Raw genomic sequence first — 20,842 nt, forward strand, 5'->3', positions numbered from 1 at the left:
ACTGTATAAAACAAAAAAGCTTGTAGAAAAAACATCGTTTTCTCTACAAGCTGAGGATACTCTCTTTAGAGTATCCTTTTTATGTCTGGCGTGCCTCTAGGCGTCTGGCTGCAAGTGAAAGACTGTAATTGACTGCAAAATACATCAATGCCGCCAGCAGAAAAATCGGGAAAAAATAACTGCCGTCAGCGCTTTGCCCGTTTAAAATCTGCGCGTTATGAATAAGCTCAGGCAGGGCAATGACAACAGCTAGCGATGTATCCTTTAATAAAGAAATAAACTGGCTTACGATCGGCGGAACCATCCGGCGAAGCGCCTGAGGCATCACAATAGAGAAAAGTGACTGTGTATAGCTAAGACCGGAGGAACGCGCCGCCTCAATTTGCCCTTTGTCAACTGAATTCAGGCCGCTCCGTATGATTTCAGAAAGCATGGCGGATTCAAAGATTGTTAAGGCTGTAATAGCGGCAGCTGTAATTTCAAGTTTGATCCCGATTTCCGGCAGGGCGAAAAACGTAAAGAAAATAATTAATAATAAGGGAAGATTTCTGATCGTTTCAACGAGAACGGCAATCAGTTGAGAAAGAATAGGGATTTTCGCATAACGGAGAGTACCTGCGATCAACCCGAAAATAAAGCTCAGAATGATAGAAATAAATGCAACGTACAGTGTGACGAGAAAGCCGTCCCATAAAAAAGCTAAATGTTCAGATGAATAAGCTCCGATGAAATCCAATGGTTTTCACTCCTTATCAATAGCTTCTTTCCAGCCGTTTTTCCAAATAGTTAACACCGATACTAAGCGGTATCGTCAGCACTAAGTAAAAGAGTGCCACAAAGATATAGACATCAAAAACGACGAGCGTGCTTGATGACACCAAATCCGCCTGATACATGAGATCCAATCCGGCAACAACCCCGAGAATAGACGAGTTTTTGACCAAATTTAAAAATTGATTGCCCAAGGGGGGGATCACAATTTTGATCGCCTGGGGCAAAATGATATATACCATTGCCTGGCTGTAGGTAAAGCCTGACGATCTTGCTGCTTCCATTTGCCCTTTTGAAACAGACTGGATGCCGGCTCTGATGGCTTCTGCGATAAAAGCAGACGTATAAATTGTGAGCGCAACGGTTCCCGCTTGGAATCCATCCAGCCTCAGACCCGCATTTGGAAGTCCAAAGTAAAAGACAAATGTGATCAAAAGCAAAGGGATATTGCGGATAAATTCGACATAAGCCGTCCCGAGCCATTGCAAGGGCTTAAATACTGTTATTCTCATCACCGCGACAAGAACGCCAAGCGCAAAGCTGCCGGCCAGCGCGATCAGGCTTGCGAGCAGCGTGTGGTAAAAACCGTCCATATACATGTCGAAGTTATCGAATAGAATAGACACATTCATATGCTTTATTCACTCTCCTTATAAAATCGGGATGAGCATCGCCTGCTCACCCCGGGATGTTCGTTATTCAGCTGGTTCTTCTTTAATCCATTTTTTATAAATCTCGTCATATCTACCGTCCGATTTCATCTTTTCGAGAGAAGCGTTAATTTCTTTTGCGAGAGCCGATTGTCCTTTTTTTACGGCAATTCCATATGGCTCATCCGTGAATGGTTCTCCTGTTAATTGATAATTTTTATTCTCGTCAGCCATTCCGTATAAAATAGCATTATCCGTTGTGAGAGCATCGCCTTGACCGGATTTCAGCGCTGTAAAGGCTTCGGTGTAGTTTTCGAACTCTAATACACTCGCATCAGGCGCCTTTTCGCGTATGTTTTGAGAGGAAGTGGAGCCTTTTACAGCGAGAACTTTCGAGCCTTTGCCAAGGTCCTCAATACTTTTGATCTTGCTGCCTTTTTTCACGAGAAGTGATTGGCCTGCTTCAAAATAGACATCGGAAAAGTCAACTTCCTTTTTTCGTTCATCAGTGATCGTCATCGTTGCGACAATGGCGTCGATATCTCCGTTTTGAAGCATCGGAATCCTTGTTTTTGATGTGACTTCTTTAAATTCAGCTTTGTTTTCGTGTCCTAAAATATCTTTAGCGATTTGTTTGGCAATGTCGATGTCAAATCCCTCGATATCACCTGAGCTTGGGTTTTTCAGGCCGAACAGCCTGGTGTCGGTTTTAACACCGAAAACCATTTTGTCTTGATCTTTAATGGCAGCTAATGTATCTTTTTTGCTAACCTTTGCGCTTTCTCCGTTTGACCCCTTGCTTCCGCATGCAGCAAGCATGACAACAGCGATTAAAGAAATCAATGCTAACGATAAAATCCTTTTCATACAAACGCCCCCATTTCTCTTTTTAATGATTTAAAATACGGCTCAAGAATAGGCGTGCCCGTTCTTCCTTCGGGTTTGCGTAAAACTCAGCCGGTGCTGCTTCCTCCAGAATGTTTCCTTCATCAATAAAGACAATACGATCCGCCACTTCTCTCGCAAACCCCATTTCATGCGTCACGACAACCATTGTCATGCCTTCTTTGGCGAGGTTCTTCATCACATCAAGCACTTCACCGATCATTTCCGGATCGAGCGCCGATGTCGGCTCGTCAAACAGCATGACCTCCGGCTTCATCGCCAGTCCCCGGGCAATAGCCACACGCTGCTGCTGCCCGCCGGAAAGCTGGGAAGGATAGGCGTTTGCTTTCTCAGGGATTCCGACTTTTTTAAGGTAATACAGCGCAGTTTCCTTCGCTTGTTCAGCGGATTGTCCGAGTACTTTTACGGGCGCCAGCATAATATTTTGCAGCACGGTTTTATGAGGATATAAATGAAAGTGCTGAAACACCATTCCGATATTTCGCCGTACGTGATTAATGTCAGTTTTTCTGTCATTAATAACTGTGCCGTTTACGGTAAGATTTCCTTCGTTAATCGTCTCCAGCCTGTTGATGCATCTGAGCAAAGTGCTTTTTCCGGAACCGGATGGGCCGATAATGACGACGACTTCACCTTTTTCGATTTGCAGGTTAATCTGCTTTAGCACATGAAAATCTCCGTAATGCTTGTTTACATTTTGAAATGAGATCATCGCAATCCTCCTAACAGAAACTTCAATAATTATGTGTAAATGTAACTAACTTACAAGGTTGAGGAAAGTAACAACACGATATGATGCATACCTTAGTGCAGAAAGGTCAAACTTTTCTGAAAATTCAGCGTGGGAAAATATCCATTCTATTTGCCTGTGTAAAGAAAACATAAGAGAATAATTCCCTATAATCCTCAAAAGATATAGAAGAGGTGAAAGCAGATGCTCCAGAAACCGGTGCAGCTTTTGTTATGGGTGGCCATTTGTTTATTGGTCCTGTTAACAGTCTATGTCTTTTGTATGCTAGATATGTTATGGTCTCCCCTGTGGCTCGTCATAAAATCGATCTTTATTCCCTTGATCATTTCTATTTTTATTTCTTATTTATTACTTCCGGTCACTGAGTGGCTTCATGACAAAGGTCTGCCGAGGACTTTAAGCATTTTGGTGATTTACGTTCTTTTTTTTGGCGGACTGGGCTGGGCATTATATAAAGGTGTGCCTGTTCTAATCGTGCAGCTGACGGATTTGTCAGAAAATATACCTATGTTTGCCGAGACGTACAATGGGCTCCTTCTTCACGTGCATAACCATACAGATGATTGGCCGGACGGCATGCATCATCGTATAGACAAAATGATTAGGCAGACAGAGGCGTTTTTCGCCGGCACAATCGAAGGGGCAATCAGCGGAATCCGTAAAGTGCTCGACTATTTCTTAATTGCGGCAACGATCCCTTTTCTCGTGTTTTATATGGTTAAGGACATCGAATTGATGAAAAAAACGGTGTGGTATTTGACGCCGAAGTCTTGGAGGAAGCGGGGCAGCGCTTTTTTGCTTGATGTAGATGATTCTCTCGGTGATTACATTCGCGGCCAGCTGCTTGTCTGCTTGATTCTCGGAGCCGTAGCCGGTATTACATTTTGGATATTTGGCCTTCCGTATCCGCTGATACTGGGTCTTATCTCGGGTATTACGAATGTCATCCCGTACTTCGGTCCCTTTATCGGCGCTGTTCCTGCGCTTTTGATTGCGATGACGATTTCTGTGAAGGCCGTTCTTGTCGTTGTCATTACGGTGTTTGTACTTCAATTTTTGGAAGGAAATGTCCTTAGTCCGTTTATTGTCGGCAGAAGCCTCAAGATGCACCCGGTAGTGATCATGCTTGCGCTTCTTGCCGGAGGTGAGCTGGCGGGGATTGTCGGCATGATACTGGCAGTGCCTGCTGCGGCTGTTTTAAAAGTAATGATGATCCATTTTCTGCGGATGCGGACGGAGCATTGACATTGGCGTGCCGCTTGTCTATAATTTCTCGTAGAATACATACGAATCTCGAGTGACGGATCTGAGTACGCCGAAGCCCTGTTAAAGAGAGAAGCTCCGTAAGCTGAAAGGAGCTTTATCAGAAGATCGGAGGAAGCTAATCCTGAGTGCAGTTAATCTCTGCCGCACATCCTGCGTTATTGGATGAAAGGTGACGGGCGAATCATAAGGCCCGTAATCAGGGTGGTACCGCGAGACAGCTCTCGTCCCTGTGTAAACGTGTGTTTGCATAGGGGGAGGGCTTTTTTGCTGTCACTGAAGAGAATTTCGATTTTTATAGAGGAGGAAATACAATGAAACACTTAACTTCTGCTGAAGTGCGTCAAATGTTTTTGGATTTCTTTAAGGAAAAAGGACATGCTGTAGAGCCGAGCGCGTCATTAGTGCCTCATGAAGATCCTTCACTGCTTTGGATCAACAGCGGTGTTGCGACGCTGAAAAAATATTTTGACGGCCGCGTTGTGCCGGAAAATCCAAGAATCGTAAACGCTCAAAAAGCAATCAGAACAAACGATATTGAAAATGTGGGTAAAACCGCGCGCCATCACACATTCTTTGAAATGCTCGGAAACTTTTCCATCGGCGATTATTTTAAAGAAGAAGCGATCACATGGGCTTGGGAATTTTTAACGAGTGACAAGTGGATTGGTTTTGACGAAGAGCTTCTTTCTGTTACAGTTCATCCGGAAGATGAAGAAGCGTATGAGTTTTGGGCGAAAAAAATCGGTGTTCCCGAAGAAAGAATTATTCGCCTCGAAGGGAACTTCTGGGACATCGGCGAAGGGCCGAGCGGACCGAACACAGAAATTTTCTACGACCGCGGTGAAGCGTACGGGAACGATCCTGACGATCCGGAACTTTATCCTGGGGGAGAAAATGACCGCTATCTTGAAGTATGGAACCTTGTATTCTCTGAGTTCAACCATAATCCGGACGGCACGTATACGCCGCTTCCGAAGAAAAACATCGATACAGGGATGGGGCTTGAAAGAATGGTATCTGTCATTCAAAATGTCCCGACAAACTTTGATACTGATTTGTTTGTCCCAATCATCAAAGCGACAGAAACGATTTCCGGTGAAGCTTACGGCCAAGATCATGTAAAAGACACTGCATTTAAAGTCATCGCCGACCACATCAGAACGGTTGCTTTTGCTGTCAGTGACGGGGCGCTTCCGTCAAATGAAGGACGCGGCTATGTATTAAGACGTTTATTGCGCCGCGCTGTGCGTTATGCCAAAACGATCAACATCAACCGTCCGTTCATGTACGATCTTGTGCCGGTTGTTGCTGAGATCATGGCTGCTTTCTACCCTGAAGTAAAAGAGAAGGAAGAATTCATCTCAAAGGTCATAAAAACGGAGGAAGAACGCTTCCACGAAACATTGAATGAAGGACTTGCCATCTTGTCAGAAATGATCAAAAAGGAAAAAGATAAGGGCAGCAGCGTCATTTCAGGTGCGGATGTCTTTAAACTTTACGACACCTACGGATTCCCGGTTGAACTGACTGAAGAATATGCGGAAGACGAGAACATGACAGTTGACCATAAAGGCTTTGAAGAAGAAATGAACCAGCAGCGCGAGCGGGCCAGAAATGCACGTCAGGATGTCGGCAGCATGCAGGTGCAGGGCGGCGCATTACGCGACGTAACAGAAGAAAGCACATTTGTCGGCTACTCCCAAACAAAGGCTGATGCCAATGTGATTGTGCTTCTGCAGGACGGCCGGTTAATTGAAGAAGCGCATGAAGGCGAAACTGTACAGATCATTCTTGACGAAACACCTTTCTATGCGGAAAGCGGCGGTCAAATCGGCGACAAAGGCTTTTTGCGCAGCGAGCAGGCAGTGGTAAAAGTGAAAGATGTGCAAAAAGCGCCGAACGGCCAGCATGTGCATGAAGGCGTTGTCGAGAGCGGAAGCGTTCAAAAAGGCATGCATGTAACAGCTGAGGTTGAAGATCATATGAGAAGCGGCGTGATTAAAAACCATACGGCAACGCACTTATTGCACCAGGCCTTGAAGGATGTTCTTGGAACGCACGTCAATCAGGCGGGCTCTCTTGTGAATGAAAACCGCCTTCGTTTTGACTTCTCACACTTCGGACAAGTGACAAAAGAAGAGCTCGAACGAATTGAAGTCATTGTAAACGAAAAGATTTGGGCAAGCATCCCGGTCAGCATTGATCTGAAACCGATCGCTGAAGCAAAAGAAATGGGAGCTATGGCTCTGTTCGGAGAAAAATACGGTGATATTGTAAGGGTTGTTCAAGTCGGAGATTACAGCCTTGAGCTTTGCGGCGGATGCCATGTCAGCAACACAGCGGAAATCGGCTTGTTTAAAATCGTATCTGAGTCTGGAATCGGAGCGGGCACTAGACGGATTGAAGCTGTAACAGGACAAGGCGCTTACGTGGAAATGAACAGTCAGATCTCAGTTTTGAAGCAGACTGCCGACGAACTGAAAACAAATATCAAAGAGGTGCCGAAGCGCGTTGCTGCGCTGCAGGCTGAGCTGAAGGAAGCGCAAAGAGAAAATGAATCTCTTCTGGCGAAACTAGGCAACGTTGAAGCAGGCGCCATTCTATCAAAAGTAAAAGAAGTTGATGGTGTCAGCGTGCTTGCGGAAAAGGTAAACGCCAAAGACATGAACCATCTCCGCACAATGGTTGATGAACTGAAAGCAAAAATCGGCTCTGCGGTCATCGTGCTTGGCGCTGTACAAAATGATAAAGTCAATATTTCTGCCGGTGTTACAAAGGATCTGATTGAGAAAGGCCTTCATGCCGGCAAGCTTGTCAAACAAGCCGCGGAAGTTTGCGGCGGAGGCGGCGGAGGCCGTCCGGACATGGCACAGGCGGGCGGCAAGCAGCCGGAAAAATTAGAAGAAGCATTGGCTTCTGTAGAAGATTGGGTGAAATCCGTTTTATAATTTGCCCATGTAGTGTAGAATGATGGTAAGATTAGGACCCCAGGCTGAACTTTGCCTGCGAATTTGGGAAAGAGGTGCAAAACGGTGAGCTCGTTTGATAAAACGATGAAATTTAATTTCTCCGATGATTCTGCCGAGACTAACGTAAATGAGGTGCTGATTACTGTGTATGACGCGCTTCAGGAAAAGGGCTACAATCCAATCAATCAGATTGTCGGATACTTGCTGTCAGGTGATCCCGCTTATATTCCTAGGCATCGTGACGCTCGCAATTTAATTCGCAAACTTGAAAGAGACGAATTAATCGAGGAATTGGTGAAGTCTTATTTAGAACAGCATAAAGAGGCGTAAATAAACAATGAGAATATTAGGGCTCGATTTAGGAACCAAAACACTCGGTGTTGCTCTGAGCGATGAAATGGGCTGGACTGCTCAAGGCATTGAGACCATAAAGATAAATGAAGCAGAGGGCGATTACGGATTACCCCGTTTATCTGAACTGACAAAAGACTATACTATAGATAAGATCGTGCTTGGCTTTCCTAAAAACATGAATGGAACAGTCGGCCCGAGAGGTGAAGCCAGCCAAACATTTGCGAAAGTGCTTGAAAACACGTACAATGTTCCTGTTGTGCTGTGGGACGAGCGTCTTACCACAATGGCGGCTGAAAAAATGCTGATTGCCGCTGATGTCAGCAGGCAGAAACGAAAAAAAGTCATTGATAAAATGGCGGCTGTTATGATTCTGCAAGGATATCTTGACAGCTTAAATTAAAGCCAGAGGTGAATATAATGGAACACGGCGAAAAAAATATTACAATTGTTGACGATCAAGGAAATGAACAGCTTTGCGAAGTGCTGTTTACATTTGAAAACGAAGAGTTTGGCAAATCTTATGTGTTGTACTACCCAATTGAAACAAAGAATGACGAAGAAGTAGAAATTCTTGCTTCCAGCTTTACGCCAAACGAAGATGGTGAAGACGGTGAACTATTCCCGATCGAAACCGATGAAGAATGGGATATGATCGAAGAGACATTAAACACGTTTTTAGCGGAAGAAGACGAAGAGTAAAAACCGCGCCAAAAGCCGGAGCCTATACTGCTCCGGCTTTTTTTCTGCTTATAAAGAGACTTTTTTTGTAATAAATTGCCGAAACAGCATGAATCATGTAGTATAAAAGCTGATGGGAGGAGACCTTATGTATATTAATCAGCAAAAAAAATCATTTTTAAATAAAAAAAGAATTGTACTGTCTTCCATTATTGTGCTGCTTCTCATCATAGGCGGAGCATTTTTATATGGGAAATCACTGCTGGAACCTGTTGAAAAAAACAATAAAACGACAGTTAATATTAACATTCCGAGCGGATCGTCTGTATCTGCGATCGCATCGATTTTGAAGGAAAACAATGTCATAAAAAGTGAAAAGGCATTTCAGTACTATGTGAAATATAAAAAAGCTTCTGGATTCCAAGCCGGGTACTACCATCTGAACAAAGGAATGGATCTGGATGCCATTATCAAGAAGCTGACAAGCGGAGCAACAAACTACGCCTTTCAAATCACCGTGCCTGAGGGGAAACAGCTGACACAGATCGCCGACGCCATTGCGGAGGAAACGAAATACTCAAAAAAACAGGTCATGGCAAAGCTGGACGATAAAACGTTTATCAATCAGCTGAAAAAGGAATTTCCGGACACCGTTACAAACGATGTTTTTCAGAAGAATATAAAGCATCCGCTGGAAGGATACCTATTCCCGGCTACATATCCATTCAACGATCCGGATACGTCGCTTGAGAACATCATAACTGAGATGATGAAACAGACAGATTCTTATGTGAAAACATACAAAACAGAAATGAAGAAAGAAAAGCTTTCTGTGCATAAGCTGCTGACGGTGGCTTCATTGATCGAAGAGGAAGCGACTGAAAAAGCCGATCGCCATAAAATTTCTAGCGTCTTTTATAACAGGCTGAAAAAGAAGATGCCGCTTCAGACCGATCCGACCGTCTTGTACGCGGCTGGAAAACATAAAGACCGGGTGCTTTATAAAGACCTTGAAATCGATTCGCCGTACAATACGTATAAAAACACCGGCCTGCCGCCAGGACCGATTGCCAATGCCGGAATGTCGTCATGGGAAGCGGCGCTTCATCCGGATAAAACGGACTATCTGTACTTTTTAGCAAAATCAAACGGTGAGGTCGTATTTACGAAAACATTAAAAGAACATAATAAAGCAAAAGAAAAATATATTTCGGCAAAAAATCAGAAATAAAAGGAGAGCAAAAGCTCTCCTTTTATTCGCATTCCGCAAGGTTTTATGATAAAATATATCGGGTTGTTTACTAACGTATACAAGTTGTGCTCAGAGAGTGTCCTGTGTCAAAGACTGGGGCACTCCTTTTTAGAACGGGAGGCTGTTTGTTGTGACAGACCGCTATGAACAAATAAATGACTATATAGAAGCATTATTGAAGCCTCAGCCGGATAACGTGAGGAAACTGGAAGCATATGCGGAAGAACATCATGTTCCGATTATGGAAAAAGCGGGCATAGAAGTGCTGCTTCAAATTTTGTCTGTCAAACAGGCGAAGAAAATACTGGAGATCGGAACGGCTATCGGTTACTCGGCCATTCGAATGGCGCTGGCACTGCCGTCTGCAGAAATATATACGATTGAACGCAATGAGACACGCCATGAGGAAGCTGTTAATAACATAAAGGATTTTCAGCTTGATGACCGAATCCATGTGTTTTACGGGGACGCGCTCGAATTAGCAGAAGCCGTTCATGTCACAGCGCCATATGATGTGATTTTCATTGATGCTGCTAAAGGTCAATATCAAAACTTTTTTCACTTATATGAACCGATGCTTTCGCCAGACGGGGTGATTTTAACAGACAACGTGCTGTTTAAAGGTTTGGTGGCAGAGGATTACAGCAAAATAGAACCAAAAAGAAGACGCAGGCTGGTATCAAAAATCGATGAGTATAATCATTGGCTGATGAATCATCCGGATTATCAAACTGCGATTATCCCTGTTGGGGACGGGCTTGCGATCAGTAAAAAGAAGAGGTGAACGTCATGAAAAAACCAGAGCTCTTAGTCACACCGACAAGTACGGCAGACATTTTGCCGCTGATTCAGGCGGGAGCAACTGCGTTTTTAGTTGGGGAACAGAGATACGGTCTTAGATTAGCGGGGGAATTTTCCCGTGAGGATGTAACGAAAGCCGTAGACATTGCCCACAACGAAGGAGCAAAAGTATACGTTGCCGTAAACGGAATTTTTCATAATGATAAAGTGGGAGAACTTGGCGATTATCTCGCTTTCTTAGCGGAAACGGGCGTTGATGCGGCTGTATTCGGCGATCCTGCCGTTCTTATGGCGGCACGTGAATCAGCGCCGGATATGAAGCTTCATTGGAGCACAGAAACGACAGGAACCAACTATTATACATGCAACTACTGGGGACGTAAAGGCGCAGCTCGATCTGTGCTTGCCAGAGAATTAAATATGGACAGCATTGTCGAGATCAAAGAAAACGCAGAAGTTGAAATTGAAGTTCAGGTGCATGGAATGACCTGCATGTTCCAGTCGAAACGTTCCTTGATCGGAAACTATTTCGAATACCAAGGTAAAGTCATGGACATTGAAAGAAAGAAAAAAGAATCCGGCATGTTCCTGCATGATAAGGAACGCCATAATAAATATCCGATTTTCGAAGATGAAAACGGCACACATATCATGAGCCCAAACGATGTGTGCATCATTGATGAACTTGAAGAGCTGATAGATGCGGGAGTCGATTCTTTCAAAATCGACGGTGTTCTGAAATCATCTGAATACTTAGTGGAAGTCACCAGCATGTACAGAGAAGCGATTGATCTGTGTGCGGAAAACCGTGACGATTACGAAGTGAAAAAAGAAGACTGGATCGAACGTATTGAAAACATTCAGCCAGTAAACAGAAAAATAGATACCGGGTTCTTCTTTAAAGAAACGGTTTATTAATGAAAAGGAGGTTACGCTATGACTGCCGTAAATGATAAGATTTCTAAAATAGTGGATGCTAAGCGTGTGATTACGAAAAAGCCAGAGCTTCTCGCGCCTGCGGGGAATCTTGAAAAGCTGAAAATTGCTGTGCATTACGGAGCGGATGCCGTCTTTATCGGAGGGCAGGAATACGGGCTTCGTTCGAATGCGGATAACTTTACGATTGAAGAAATCGCAGAGGGCGTGGAATTTGCGAAAAAATACGGCGCGAAAATTTACGTCACGACAAACATTTTTGCCCATAATGAGAATATTGACGGGCTTGAAGATTATTTAAAAGCTCTTGGTGACGCCAATGTTGCCGGCATCATTGTGGCAGATCCGCTTATTATCGAAACATGCCGCAGAGTAGCGCCTCATGTTGAGGTTCACTTGAGCACGCAGCAATCTCTCTCCAACTGGAAGGCTGTTCAGTTCTGGAAGGAAGAAGGGCTTGACCGTGTGGTGTTAGCCCGTGAGACAAGTGCGCTCGAAATCAGAGAAATGAAAGAAAAAGTAGATATCGAAATCGAATCCTTTATTCACGGTGCAATGTGTATTGCATACTCCGGCCGCTGTGTCCTGAGCAATCACATGACAGCCCGCGATTCCAACCGCGGAGGCTGCTGCCAGTCATGCCGCTGGGATTATGATTTATATCAAACCGAAGGTGCCAATGCCGTTGCTTTATACAGTGAAGAAGACGCTCCGTTTGCAATGAGTCCGAAAGACTTGAAGCTGATTGAGTCGATTCCGAAAATGATTGAAATGGGCATCGACAGCTTAAAGATTGAAGGACGGATGAAATCCATTCACTACGTAGCGACAGTTGTCAGCGTATACCGTAAAGTGATTGACGCTTATTGCGCTGATCCTGATAACTTTGTGATTCAAAAAGAATGGCTGGAAGAGCTTGATAAATGCGCCAACCGTGACACTGCGACAGCTTTCTTCGAAGGAACACCAGGCTATGAAGAGCAAATGTTTGGCGAACACGGCAAAAAAACAACATTTGATTTTGCCGGCTTAGTGCTGAATTATGATGAGGATACACAAATGGTCACTCTTCAGCAGCGCAATTTCTTCAAAAAAGGCGACGAAGTAGAATTTTTCGGTCCGGAAATCGAAAACTTTACACATACGATTGAAACCATTTGGGACGAAGACGGAAATGAGCTAGACGCTGCCCGCCATCCCCTGCAAATTGTCAAATTCAAATTAGACAAAAAGATTTATCCGAGCAACATGATGAGAAAGGGGAAGTAATCACCCATGGGTAAGAGTCCAGTAGTCATTGGAATCGCAGGAGGTTCCGGTTCAGGAAAAACGAGTGTAACACGTTCAATTTATGAACAATTCAAAGGGCACTCGATTTTAATGATCCAGCAAGACCTCTATTATAAAGACCAAAGCCATCTTCCATTTGAAGAAAGGCTGAATACAAACTATGATCATCCGCTTGCGTTTGATAATGACTATTTAATCGAGCATATTCAAGACCTTTTGAATTATCGTCCGATTGAAAAGCCGATTTACGATTATAAGCTTCACACACGGTCAGAAGAAACGGTTCACGTAGAGCCGAAAGACGTGATTATTCTTGAAGGCATTCTTGTTCTTGAAGATAAAAGGCTGCGCGACCTGATGGATATCAAGCTTTACGTTGACACAGACGCAGACTTGCGCATCATCAGACGGATTATGAGAGATATTAATGAGCGCGGACGCTCTATTGATTCTGTCATTGAACAATATGTGTCTGTTGTCCGCCCGATGCACAATCAATTCGTTGAGCCGACAAAGCGATACGCTGATATTATTATCCCGGAAGGCGGACAAAATCACGTTGCAATTGATCTGATGGTCACAAAAATTCAAACCATTCTTGAACAAAACGCGATTTTGTAATACCATAGCATAGACATAAATAACTCTGACCATATTATGTATAGGCAGGAAGGGGATGTATAAATTCCCTTCTTTCCCTGTTTATAAACGCGAAATATTTGCAGAACCACAAGATTCAGTTTAAGATAAACAGTACCAATATGGGAGAGAAGAACGAGGACTGCCCTGTGTTCTCATTCTTGTATTTTAGTTTATGCTCTCATACATAATCGAAGATGTTGAGGGACAACCAGAAGGAGTGAAGGGACATGGCACAAGAGAAAGTTTTTCCTATGACTGTAGAAGGAAAACAAAAACTTGAACAAGAATTAGAATATTTGAAAACGGTTAAACGAAAAGAAGTAGTAGAGCGCATCAAAATCGCGAGAAGTTTCGGGGATCTTTCCGAAAACTCTGAATACGACTCAGCGAAAGAAGAGCAGGCATTCGTAGAGGGCCGTGTAACGACTCTTGAGAATATGATCCGCAATGCGAAAATCATTGAAGATGACGGCGGCTCTAACGTTGTCGGTTTAGGCAAAACCGTCACTTTCGTCGAACTGCCTGATGGTGATGAAGAATCTTATACAATCGTCGGAAGCGCTGAAGCTGATCCGTTTGAAGGGAAAATTTCAAACGACTCGCCGATCGCTAAAAGCCTGCTTGGCAAAAAAGTAGATGATGAAGTCACAGTTCAGACACCGGGCGGAGAAATGCTCGTGAAAATTGTGAAAATTTCATAATATCCGTTTAGCAAAGAAACACCTCGTCCACAATGTGGGTGAGGTGTTTTTTTATGAAGTTATCGAAACGAATGAAGCTGGCTGTTCTGGCTTTTTTAATCGTGTTTTTTCTGCTTTTGCTGAGGCTCGCGGAAATCCAGCTGTTTTTCACAGAATCATTTTCAAAAAAGAAAATTAATTTAATACAGGAAAGTGTTAATCAGCGAACGGAGGAAGTGCTCATTTCTGACGGCAGAGGATCGTTTTTAGATCGAAACGGCCAAGCGCTGACTGGGACAAGCGAGCCTGCGGTTGTTTTGTTCCCTTTTCTGTTAACACAGGACTGGCCGATTAAAAAAGTCGCAGAGATTCTCGGCATGTCTGAAGATGATTTGCATCAGACTCTTGCAAAATCGAAAAAACCAGTTATTTTACATCAAAAGAAAATCAAAACACTTTCGAAGGAATCTATCACAAAAATCAATTCTTTGAAATATCCTGGCATTTACGGCGTATATATGGAGAATGAAGACAAGCCCAGTCTTGCCTCGCATACGATAGGCACAACCAATCAAGATCCAGCGCTTCTCCGCAATAAGTATCCTGAAAAGGAAAACCTGCCGATTAAAACGAAAATCGGCACAACTGGTTTAGAACGGACATTTGATGAGTTTTTGCTTCCGGAACAGGACACGAAGCTTTTGTATCATGTGGACGGAAAAGGAAACCCTTTGTTTGGCATGGACGTCAAATATACAGCTGAGGCCAACTCATTTTATCCGCTCCAAGTCAAAACAACGATTGATCAAAGCATTCAAAAAGCGATAGAAGGCATACTAGATGATCAGGGGCTGAAAAAAGGAGGAGCGGTGCTGCTGGACATCGAAAAGAGCAGTGTGTTGGGCATCGTAAGCAAACCGGATGCCGATGTGTCCAGACAAAACACGCTTCAAAATTACATGCTGACGCCAATCTATCCCGGCTCCGTTTTTAAAACTGTAATTGCTGCAGCTGCGATTGAGCATAACGCCGTAAAGCCGAGTCAAACCTTTAATTGTAATTTAAACCTGTACGGCGAACCGGGAGACGACAAAGGAACCCTGTCCTTTGAAGAAAGTTTCGCGCAAAGCTGCAATTACACGTTTACAAGTCTTGCCGAACAATTAATGAAGAAAGACCATTCCGTCATTGAAGACATGTCAGAAAAGCTGTCCCTTACAGATCGGGCAGGCTGGGAAGGAAAACTGTACCACGAGTCAGATTTCCGCCAATTCTATAATGAAAAAAGCGGCGTGATTTGGGGGGATGAAAAAGACAAATCAGTCAAAAAAGCAATTGCGCAAACAGCGATCGGGCAGAAAAATGTAAAGGTAACGCCGCTTGAGGTAGCTAATATGATGGCGACAATCGCCCGCGGCGGTGAAAAGCGTCAGGTGAAAATCGCAGAGCAGATTGAATACAAAAACGGCACAACGCTCGTCAAGTTTAAAGATCAGAAGCTTAAAGGAGAAACAATAGACAAATATACGGCACAGCAGCTTCAAAAAATGCTGTGTCGGGTGGTGGAATCTCCTTCCGGAACGGGCAGAAGGTTTCAGGATCTTTCGTATACTGTAGCAGGGAAGTCAGGCACGGCCCAGACAGGCAAGCTTTCAAAAGATAAAGAAACGCTTTATGAAAAATGGTTTGCCGGGTATTTTCCCGCGGATAAGCCGAAATACGCGCTTGTCGTATTGCACATGGATACGCCGGGGGATAAGGCTCTGACAAATTCGGTGTTTTATGATATTGTTAAAAAAGTACACGAAATTGAAATCAATCAGAAATAGAACAACTTCTCAGCACATGATAAAATATATGCTGAGCCAAGAGGGATAAAGGAGTGCAGAATTATTGAGCAATAATCAATCTCGTTATGAAAACCGTGATAAGCGCAGGAAAGCTAATTTAGTGCTTAACATCTTAATCGCAATCGTATCTATTCTAATTGTTGTAGTAGCAGCCAATCTCTTCATTAACAGCCCTTCTAGCAAAGATGTCAGCAAGGATTCTGAAACGGCGCAAAAACAGGAATCTCCGGCTTCAGGAAAGACGGAAAAGAAATCCGATGAGGATATAAAAGACAGTAAGAAAGATACATCTGACAGCGAAAAGGATTCTGAGAAATCTTCTGACTCAGATTCAGATTCCAAAAAAGATGATTCTTCTAAAAGTGATGACTCTGATTCAGACTCAGACTCAAATTCAGATGACCCGCTTAAAGACGCAAAAGTCACAGAAGGCGGCTCATCAAGTGATGTGGAAAAAACGTATGAAAATCCTGACTGGAAAGCAGTCGGAACTGAGCAGAAGGGCGAGCATGCCGCCACTTATGACTCAAGCTCACAAGACTGGGCTGAGATGCTGAAAGCCATATCATATGCAACCGGTGTTTCAACAGATAACATGACCGTGCTCTGGCTCGGAAATAACGGCAGTCCTCAGGATGCCAAAGGTAAGATTTTAGATAAAACGAGCGGAGAGAAATATCAAGTAACGATTACATGGGTTGATGAAAAAGGCTGGAAGCCGATAAAAGTAGAAAAATTAAAATAAACAAAAGCAGCCGAATTTTTCGGCTGCTTTTGTTTTACACCTCAGCTGCAAAATGAACAACGGCGCTGTAAAAAAATTTTCCGTCTGCCACAGCAGTTTGATGCGAGACAGATTTCACACGCAGCATGATCGCTTTATTGTTTTCAATTTGTGTGTTGATTTTCTTTTCAAGCTCCTGCAATGATGCCGCTTCGAAAAATTCTACTTTGTCTTTAATCAGATCCAATTGAAAATTCATCTTTCGACCCCTCCGCCTTTACAAGTCATATGAAGTATAAGCCTTTTTACACTGTACGCGCAATATATGACTCGATAAAAAACACAAAGTGTTTTAGTACCTACTTTCAAGAAGATATGGTAAGATAGGAACTGTTCCATCATTAATTCATAGTATGCTTATAGGAATTATAAAATATGGAGTGTGACAACTATGGGACGTGAATTTATCCCTCTTTTTGAGGATTGGGCCGCAACTTACGATCAAACAGTTCAAGGTTTTGATATTCAGTATAAAGAGGCATTCAGAGGCTATGATGATATTTTGAATGCCATTGTCAGCCGGTCAGGGATTCGTGTATTAGAATTTGGGCCAGGGACTGGCAACTTGACAGCGAAACTGCTTGAAGCGGGGAAATCTGTATTTGGAGTCGAGCCGTCTCCGGCGATGCGCAAGTTAGCATCTGACAAGCTCCGCGGCAGGGCGGAAATTGTTGACGGAGACTTCCTGACATTCCCTGAACCGCCATTTCAGGCTGACACGATTGTCAGTTCATATGCTTTTCATCATTTGACTGACGAAGAAAAACGAGCCGCAATAAAGCAATATGGCAAATACCTTCACATGCATGATAAAATAGTGTTTGCCGATACTGTCTTTGAACACGAGGAAGCGTATAATCAAGCCATTGATAAAGCACGTTCTCAGGGCTTTTATCAGCTGGCGAATGATTTAAAGACAGAGCATTATCCCACATTGGAAACGATGAAAGAGATGTTTACAGCTGAAGGTTTTGCAGTCCGATTCATTCAGCAAAACGACTTCGTGTGGATAATGGAGGCGATCAAACGGTAAAGTGAAGGGAATGTGTATAGATGAAACTAGCAGTCATCGGAGCAATGGAAGAGGAAGTAACCATCCTAAGAAACAAACTGGAAAATGCAAAAACAGAAACGATCGCGCACTGTGAATTTACAACAGGCCAATATGAAGGAACTGAAGTCATTCTTTTAAAATCAGGAATCGGAAAAGTGAATGCTGCGATCAGCACGACACTTCTGCTTGATCGCTACAAGCCTGATTATGTGATTAACACAGGCTCAGCGGGCGGATTTCATCATACACTGAATGTGGGAGACGTCGTCATTTCTACTGACGTTCGCCATCATGATGTAGATGTAACGGCCTTTGATTATGAATACGGACAGGTGCCAGGCCTTCCGGCTGCTTACGCCGCAGATGAAACGCTGATCAGCATTACTGAAGAAGCAATTTCTGAGCTTGACGGCATTCAAGTTGCAAAAGGAACGATCGCAACAGGCGATTCCTTTATGAATGATCCGAAGCGAGTAGAAGAGGTGCGTGCGAGATTTTCTGATCTGTATGCGGTTGAAATGGAGGCAGCGGCAGTCGCTCAAGTGTGCCACCAGTTTAAAACGCCGTTTGTTGTGATCAGAGCATTATCTGATATCGCAGGAAAAGAATCACATGTATCATTTGACCAATTTTTAGAGCAGGCCGCTGTTCACTCAACAGAGCTTGTGTTAAAAGTGATCAAACGAATTCATTAAAACGGGGGGAGTGTTCTCCTCCGTTTTCCCTAAAACAACCTCTATCAAGGAGGAGGACATATATGACAGTTATTACGGACATTACCGAGCTGATTGGGAATACACCGCTTCTCCGCTTGGAGAATTTTGATATTCCTGAAGGTGTGGCTGTATATGCCAAGCTGGAAATGATGAACCCTGGCGGAAGCATAAAAGACAGACTGGGAGATATGCTGATTCGTGACGCCCTGGATTCAGGCAAAGTGAAGCCCGGGGGAGTCATTATAGAGGCAACGGCCGGAAATACAGGTATCGGGCTTGCCCTTAACGCCAGAAAACATGGTTTAAAAGCCATTTTCTGTGTTCCGGAACATTTCAGCAAAGAAAAGCAGCAAATTATGCAGGCGCTAGGAGCGTCAATCGTGCATACGCCGCGTAAAGACGGAATGCAGGGAGCCATTCAAAAAGCGATACAGCTGGAGAAGGAAATTGAAAATTCCTATTGTGTTTTGCAATTTAAAAACCAAGTAAATCCATCGACTTACTATAAGACTCTTGGACCTGAAATATGGAAAGCGCTTGACGGCAATATTCATACATTTGTCGCGGGGGCAGGATCAGGAGGCACATTCGCGGGAACAGCATCCTTCTTAAAAGAAAAACATCCCGCAATCAAAACAGTAATTGTCGAACCTGAAGGCTCCATATTAAACGGCGGAGAGCCTCATGCTCATAAAACAGAAGGGATCGGCATGGAGTTTATCCCTGACTATATGGATGAAAGCCATTTTGATGCAATATATACGGTAACAGATGAGAATGCTTTTAGACTTGTTAAAGAAGCGGCTGAAAAAGAGGGCCTGCTGATCGGAAGCTCTTCAGGTGCAGCGCTTTATGCGGCATTGGAGGAAGCGAAAAAATCGTCTGCCGGCACAAATATTGTCACAGTATTCCCAGACAGCAGTGATCGGTATATCAGCAAACATATATACGAAGGAGGCATCTGATATGAAGAAAAAAACATTGATGGTACATGGCGGGATCACAGGTGATGAGAAAACAGGAGCTGTTTCCGTTCCGATATATCAAGTGAGCACGTACAAGCAGCCGAAAGCAGGCCAGCATACCGGCTATGAATATTCAAGAACGGCCAACCCGACAAGAACTGCACTGGAAACGCTTGTGACAGAGCTCGAAGCCGGGGAAGCAGGTTATGCGTTCAGCTCAGGAATGGCTGCAATTACAGCTGTTATGATGCTGTTTAACAGCGGAGACCATGTTGTTTTGACTGATGACGTGTACGGCGGGACATATCGAGTGATGACAAAGGTGCTTAACCGTCTCGGCATTGAATCAACTTTTGTGGACACAAGCAGCAGAGAAGAAGTCGAAAAAGCGATTCGTCCCAATACAAAGGCAATTTATATTGAGACACCGACAAATCCGCTTCTCAAAATCACCGATTTATCACTGATGGCAGATATTGCGAAAAAAGCGGGTGTTCTTCTAATCGTAGACAACACCTTTAATACACCATATTTTCAGCAGCCGCTTACTTTAGGCGCTGATATCGTACTTCACAGTGCGACTAAATATCTCGGCGGACACAGTGATGTTGTCGGCGGTTTAGTTATTACAGCTTCGAAAGAGCTTGGAGAAGAGCTGCATTTTGTGCAAAATTCAACAGGCGGCGTGCTCGGCCCTCAGGATTCATGGCTGTTAATGAGAGGGATCAAAACACTTGGGCTCAGAATGGAAGCAATCGATCAAAACGCGCGGAAAATCGCAAGCTTTCTTGAGCAGCATCCCGCTGTTCAAACGTTATATTACCCTGGTTCTCCAAACCATCCGGGACATGAGCTTGCGAAATCTCAAGGATCAGGCTTTGGAGGCATGATCTCCTTTGATATTGGCAGTGAAGAGCGAGTGGATGCCTTTTTAGGCAAACTTAAGCTGTTTACAATTGCGGAAAGCCTGGGCGCTGTAGAAAGTTTAATTTCTGTTCCGGCTAGAATGACACATGCCTCTATTCCGAGAGAGCGCCGGCTTGAACTCGGCATTACAGACGGCTTGATCAGAATTTCTGTGGGAATAGAGGATGGAGAGGATTTGCTGGAAGATATCGGGCAGGCTCTTCACATTTTATAACAAATGGATAGATTTACTTTCTCTGTAAGCTGCCAGATTATATTATAATAGTCGTATACTATGAATCTGGCAGGTGATTCTTTTATGAAGAAGAATAGAATGAAATCATTAAAAGAAGACTACAAGCATTTCGCTTTTACCTTGCTTGCAGTCAGCACTTTTTTATATATAGGCGCGGTTCTTCCTGATCAGGGCTTAACGCTAGGCCAGAAATCAGTTATGTTTATGACGGATTGCGTATTTTTAGCCGGCGCTTTCTTTTGCGCCGACCGTTCACTTGTATATAAGAAGCGCTTGGAAGAAGCCGACGAATAAAAAACAGCCATCAACTGGGGACTGACCCCATAAGATGAGACAAATAAAAAACACCTTCAAGTTTGAAAACG

General features: G+C 43.8%; 23 protein-coding genes. 18 read left to right on the forward strand and 5 right to left on the reverse strand.

Going from position 1 to position 20,842, the window contains the following annotated elements:
* Positions 1 to 79: 79 nt before the first annotated feature.
* The 4 genes from LNN34_RS01845 to LNN34_RS01860 all read right to left on the reverse strand — a co-directional run bounded on the left by LNN34_RS01845 (position 80) and on the right by LNN34_RS01860 (position 3,039).
* Positions 80 to 736 (reverse strand): amino acid ABC transporter permease, encoded by a 657-nt coding sequence (locus LNN34_RS01845; protein WP_044154312.1) that lies wholly within the window; start codon positions 734 to 736, stop codon positions 80 to 82.
* A gap of 16 nt (positions 737 to 752) precedes the next feature.
* A complete protein-coding gene (locus LNN34_RS01850; protein ID WP_044154313.1) occupies positions 753 to 1,403 on the reverse strand; it encodes an amino acid ABC transporter permease in 651 nt (216 codons plus the stop codon).
* A gap of 63 nt (positions 1,404 to 1,466) precedes the next feature.
* Complete coding sequence (locus LNN34_RS01855; RefSeq protein ID WP_229042607.1) at positions 1,467 to 2,288, reverse strand: transporter substrate-binding domain-containing protein; 822 nt, start codon at positions 2,286 to 2,288, stop codon at positions 1,467 to 1,469.
* Between the two features lie 22 nt (positions 2,289 to 2,310).
* On the reverse strand, positions 2,311 to 3,039 hold the full coding sequence (locus LNN34_RS01860; protein WP_215510288.1) for an amino acid ABC transporter ATP-binding protein: 729 nt from the start codon (positions 3,037 to 3,039) through the stop codon (positions 2,311 to 2,313).
* A gap of 222 nt (positions 3,040 to 3,261) precedes the next feature.
* On the opposite strand from LNN34_RS01860, the gene LNN34_RS01865 reads away from it, so the two are divergent.
* The 13 genes from LNN34_RS01865 (at position 3,262) to LNN34_RS01925 (ending at position 16,541) form a co-directional block, all read left to right on the forward strand.
* Positions 3,262 to 4,323: an AI-2E family transporter gene (locus tag LNN34_RS01865; RefSeq protein ID WP_059293521.1), complete on the forward strand. Its 1,062-nt coding sequence runs from the start codon at positions 3,262 to 3,264 to the stop codon at positions 4,321 to 4,323.
* 332 nt (positions 4,324 to 4,655) lie between these two features.
* On the forward strand, positions 4,656 to 7,292 hold the full coding sequence (gene alaS / locus LNN34_RS01870; protein WP_193659527.1) for an alanine--tRNA ligase: 2,637 nt from the start codon (positions 4,656 to 4,658) through the stop codon (positions 7,290 to 7,292).
* 84 nt (positions 7,293 to 7,376) lie between these two features.
* Entirely contained in the window at positions 7,377 to 7,643 is a 267-nt protein-coding gene (locus tag LNN34_RS01875) for an IreB family regulatory phosphoprotein (protein WP_003225903.1), read from the forward strand.
* 7 nt (positions 7,644 to 7,650) lie between these two features.
* Positions 7,651 to 8,067 carry a Holliday junction resolvase RuvX gene (gene ruvX, locus LNN34_RS01880; protein ID WP_044154325.1) on the forward strand — a complete coding sequence of 139 codons (417 nt, stop codon included), beginning with the start codon at positions 7,651 to 7,653 and terminating at the stop codon, positions 8,065 to 8,067.
* Between the two features lie 17 nt (positions 8,068 to 8,084).
* Positions 8,085 to 8,366 (forward strand): DUF1292 domain-containing protein, encoded by a 282-nt coding sequence (locus LNN34_RS01885; protein ID WP_010335105.1) that lies wholly within the window; start codon positions 8,085 to 8,087, stop codon positions 8,364 to 8,366.
* 127 nt (positions 8,367 to 8,493) lie between these two features.
* Positions 8,494 to 9,576: an endolytic transglycosylase MltG gene (gene mltG, locus LNN34_RS01890; RefSeq protein WP_059335501.1), complete on the forward strand. Its 1,083-nt coding sequence runs from the start codon at positions 8,494 to 8,496 to the stop codon at positions 9,574 to 9,576.
* A gap of 151 nt (positions 9,577 to 9,727) precedes the next feature.
* Positions 9,728 to 10,381 (forward strand): O-methyltransferase, encoded by a 654-nt coding sequence (locus LNN34_RS01895; RefSeq protein WP_024122299.1) that lies wholly within the window; start codon positions 9,728 to 9,730, stop codon positions 10,379 to 10,381.
* 5 nt (positions 10,382 to 10,386) lie between these two features.
* The gene (locus LNN34_RS01900; protein WP_229042608.1) at positions 10,387 to 11,316 is read left to right on the forward strand and encodes a peptidase U32 family protein; all 930 of its coding nucleotides are present in this window, start codon (positions 10,387 to 10,389) and stop codon (positions 11,314 to 11,316) included.
* A gap of 18 nt (positions 11,317 to 11,334) precedes the next feature.
* Positions 11,335 to 12,603, forward strand: coding sequence for a peptidase U32 family protein (locus LNN34_RS01905; RefSeq protein WP_229042609.1), 1,269 nt, complete (start codon positions 11,335 to 11,337; stop codon positions 12,601 to 12,603).
* A 6-nt stretch (positions 12,604 to 12,609) separates the two neighbouring features.
* Positions 12,610 to 13,245, forward strand: a complete 636-nt coding sequence (gene udk / locus LNN34_RS01910) for a uridine kinase (RefSeq protein WP_010335100.1) — start codon at positions 12,610 to 12,612, stop codon at positions 13,243 to 13,245.
* Positions 13,246 to 13,493: 248 nt separating this feature from the next.
* The gene (gene greA / locus LNN34_RS01915) at positions 13,494 to 13,967 is read left to right on the forward strand and encodes a transcription elongation factor GreA (protein WP_010335099.1); all 474 of its coding nucleotides are present in this window, start codon (positions 13,494 to 13,496) and stop codon (positions 13,965 to 13,967) included.
* 53 nt (positions 13,968 to 14,020) lie between these two features.
* Positions 14,021 to 15,775, forward strand: a complete 1,755-nt coding sequence (locus LNN34_RS01920) for a peptidoglycan D,D-transpeptidase FtsI family protein (protein WP_229042610.1) — start codon at positions 14,021 to 14,023, stop codon at positions 15,773 to 15,775.
* 64 nt (positions 15,776 to 15,839) lie between these two features.
* Positions 15,840 to 16,541 (forward strand): YrrS family protein, encoded by a 702-nt coding sequence (locus LNN34_RS01925; RefSeq protein ID WP_044154335.1) that lies wholly within the window; start codon positions 15,840 to 15,842, stop codon positions 16,539 to 16,541.
* Between the two features lie 34 nt (positions 16,542 to 16,575).
* Here LNN34_RS01925 and LNN34_RS01930 read toward each other — a convergent pair whose 3' ends face one another.
* Complete coding sequence (locus LNN34_RS01930; protein WP_024122294.1) at positions 16,576 to 16,779, reverse strand: YrzA family protein; 204 nt, start codon at positions 16,777 to 16,779, stop codon at positions 16,576 to 16,578.
* A gap of 192 nt (positions 16,780 to 16,971) precedes the next feature.
* On the opposite strand from LNN34_RS01930, the gene LNN34_RS01935 reads away from it, so the two are divergent.
* From LNN34_RS01935 to LNN34_RS01955, 5 genes are all read left to right on the forward strand, one after another.
* A complete protein-coding gene (locus LNN34_RS01935; RefSeq protein ID WP_044154337.1) occupies positions 16,972 to 17,613 on the forward strand; it encodes a class I SAM-dependent methyltransferase in 642 nt (213 codons plus the stop codon).
* A gap of 20 nt (positions 17,614 to 17,633) precedes the next feature.
* A complete protein-coding gene (gene mtnN / locus LNN34_RS01940) occupies positions 17,634 to 18,329 on the forward strand; it encodes a 5'-methylthioadenosine/S-adenosylhomocysteine nucleosidase (RefSeq protein WP_044154338.1) in 696 nt (231 codons plus the stop codon).
* A gap of 62 nt (positions 18,330 to 18,391) precedes the next feature.
* Positions 18,392 to 19,315, forward strand: a complete 924-nt coding sequence (locus tag LNN34_RS01945; protein ID WP_229042611.1) for an O-acetylserine dependent cystathionine beta-synthase — start codon at positions 18,392 to 18,394, stop codon at positions 19,313 to 19,315.
* A 1-nt stretch (position 19,316) separates the two neighbouring features.
* Positions 19,317 to 20,456 carry a bifunctional cystathionine gamma-lyase/homocysteine desulfhydrase gene (locus LNN34_RS01950; protein ID WP_229042612.1) on the forward strand — a complete coding sequence of 380 codons (1,140 nt, stop codon included), beginning with the start codon at positions 19,317 to 19,319 and terminating at the stop codon, positions 20,454 to 20,456.
* An 84-nt stretch (positions 20,457 to 20,540) separates the two neighbouring features.
* Entirely contained in the window at positions 20,541 to 20,771 is a 231-nt protein-coding gene (locus LNN34_RS01955; RefSeq protein ID WP_010335091.1) for a YrhC family protein, read from the forward strand.
* Positions 20,772 to 20,842 lie beyond the last annotated feature (71 nt).

The sequence above is a fragment of the Bacillus sp. AF23 genome, assembly GCF_020861455.1.
GTDB lineage: Bacteria > Bacillota > Bacilli > Bacillales > Bacillaceae > Bacillus > Bacillus halotolerans.

Excerpts from the sequence above, each read along its gene's own strand:
- LNN34_RS01865 (WP_059293521.1), top strand. The coding sequence starts at position 3,262 with ATGCTCCAGAAACCGGTGCAGCTTTTGTTATGGGTGGCCATTTGTTTA.
- LNN34_RS01905 (WP_229042609.1), top strand. The coding sequence starts at position 11,335 with ATGACTGCCGTAAATGATAAGATTTCTAAAATAGTGGATGCTAAGCGT.
- udk (WP_010335100.1), top strand. The coding sequence starts at position 12,610 with ATGGGTAAGAGTCCAGTAGTCATTGGAATCGCAGGAGGTTCCGGTTCA.
- LNN34_RS01930 (WP_024122294.1), bottom strand. The coding sequence starts at position 16,779 with ATGAATTTTCAATTGGATCTGATTAAAGACAAAGTAGAATTTTTCGAA.
- alaS (WP_193659527.1), top strand. The coding sequence starts at position 4,656 with ATGAAACACTTAACTTCTGCTGAAGTGCGTCAAATGTTTTTGGATTTC.
- LNN34_RS01860 (WP_215510288.1), bottom strand. The coding sequence starts at position 3,039 with ATGATCTCATTTCAAAATGTAAACAAGCATTACGGAGATTTTCATGTG.
- LNN34_RS01900 (WP_229042608.1), top strand. The coding sequence starts at position 10,387 with ATGAAAAAACCAGAGCTCTTAGTCACACCGACAAGTACGGCAGACATT.
- mtnN (WP_044154338.1), top strand. The coding sequence starts at position 17,634 with ATGAAACTAGCAGTCATCGGAGCAATGGAAGAGGAAGTAACCATCCTA.
- LNN34_RS01935 (WP_044154337.1), top strand. The coding sequence starts at position 16,972 with ATGGGACGTGAATTTATCCCTCTTTTTGAGGATTGGGCCGCAACTTAC.
- LNN34_RS01885 (WP_010335105.1), top strand. The coding sequence starts at position 8,085 with ATGGAACACGGCGAAAAAAATATTACAATTGTTGACGATCAAGGAAAT.
- LNN34_RS01855 (WP_229042607.1), bottom strand. The coding sequence starts at position 2,288 with ATGAAAAGGATTTTATCGTTAGCATTGATTTCTTTAATCGCTGTTGTC.
- LNN34_RS01945 (WP_229042611.1), top strand. The coding sequence starts at position 18,392 with ATGACAGTTATTACGGACATTACCGAGCTGATTGGGAATACACCGCTT.
- LNN34_RS01955 (WP_010335091.1), top strand. The coding sequence starts at position 20,541 with ATGAAGAAGAATAGAATGAAATCATTAAAAGAAGACTACAAGCATTTC.
- LNN34_RS01950 (WP_229042612.1), top strand. The coding sequence starts at position 19,317 with ATGAAGAAAAAAACATTGATGGTACATGGCGGGATCACAGGTGATGAG.
- mltG (WP_059335501.1), top strand. The coding sequence starts at position 8,494 with ATGTATATTAATCAGCAAAAAAAATCATTTTTAAATAAAAAAAGAATT.
- LNN34_RS01920 (WP_229042610.1), top strand. The coding sequence starts at position 14,021 with ATGAAGTTATCGAAACGAATGAAGCTGGCTGTTCTGGCTTTTTTAATC.
- ruvX (WP_044154325.1), top strand. The coding sequence starts at position 7,651 with ATGAGAATATTAGGGCTCGATTTAGGAACCAAAACACTCGGTGTTGCT.
- LNN34_RS01850 (WP_044154313.1), bottom strand. The coding sequence starts at position 1,403 with ATGAATGTGTCTATTCTATTCGATAACTTCGACATGTATATGGACGGT.
- greA (WP_010335099.1), top strand. The coding sequence starts at position 13,494 with ATGGCACAAGAGAAAGTTTTTCCTATGACTGTAGAAGGAAAACAAAAA.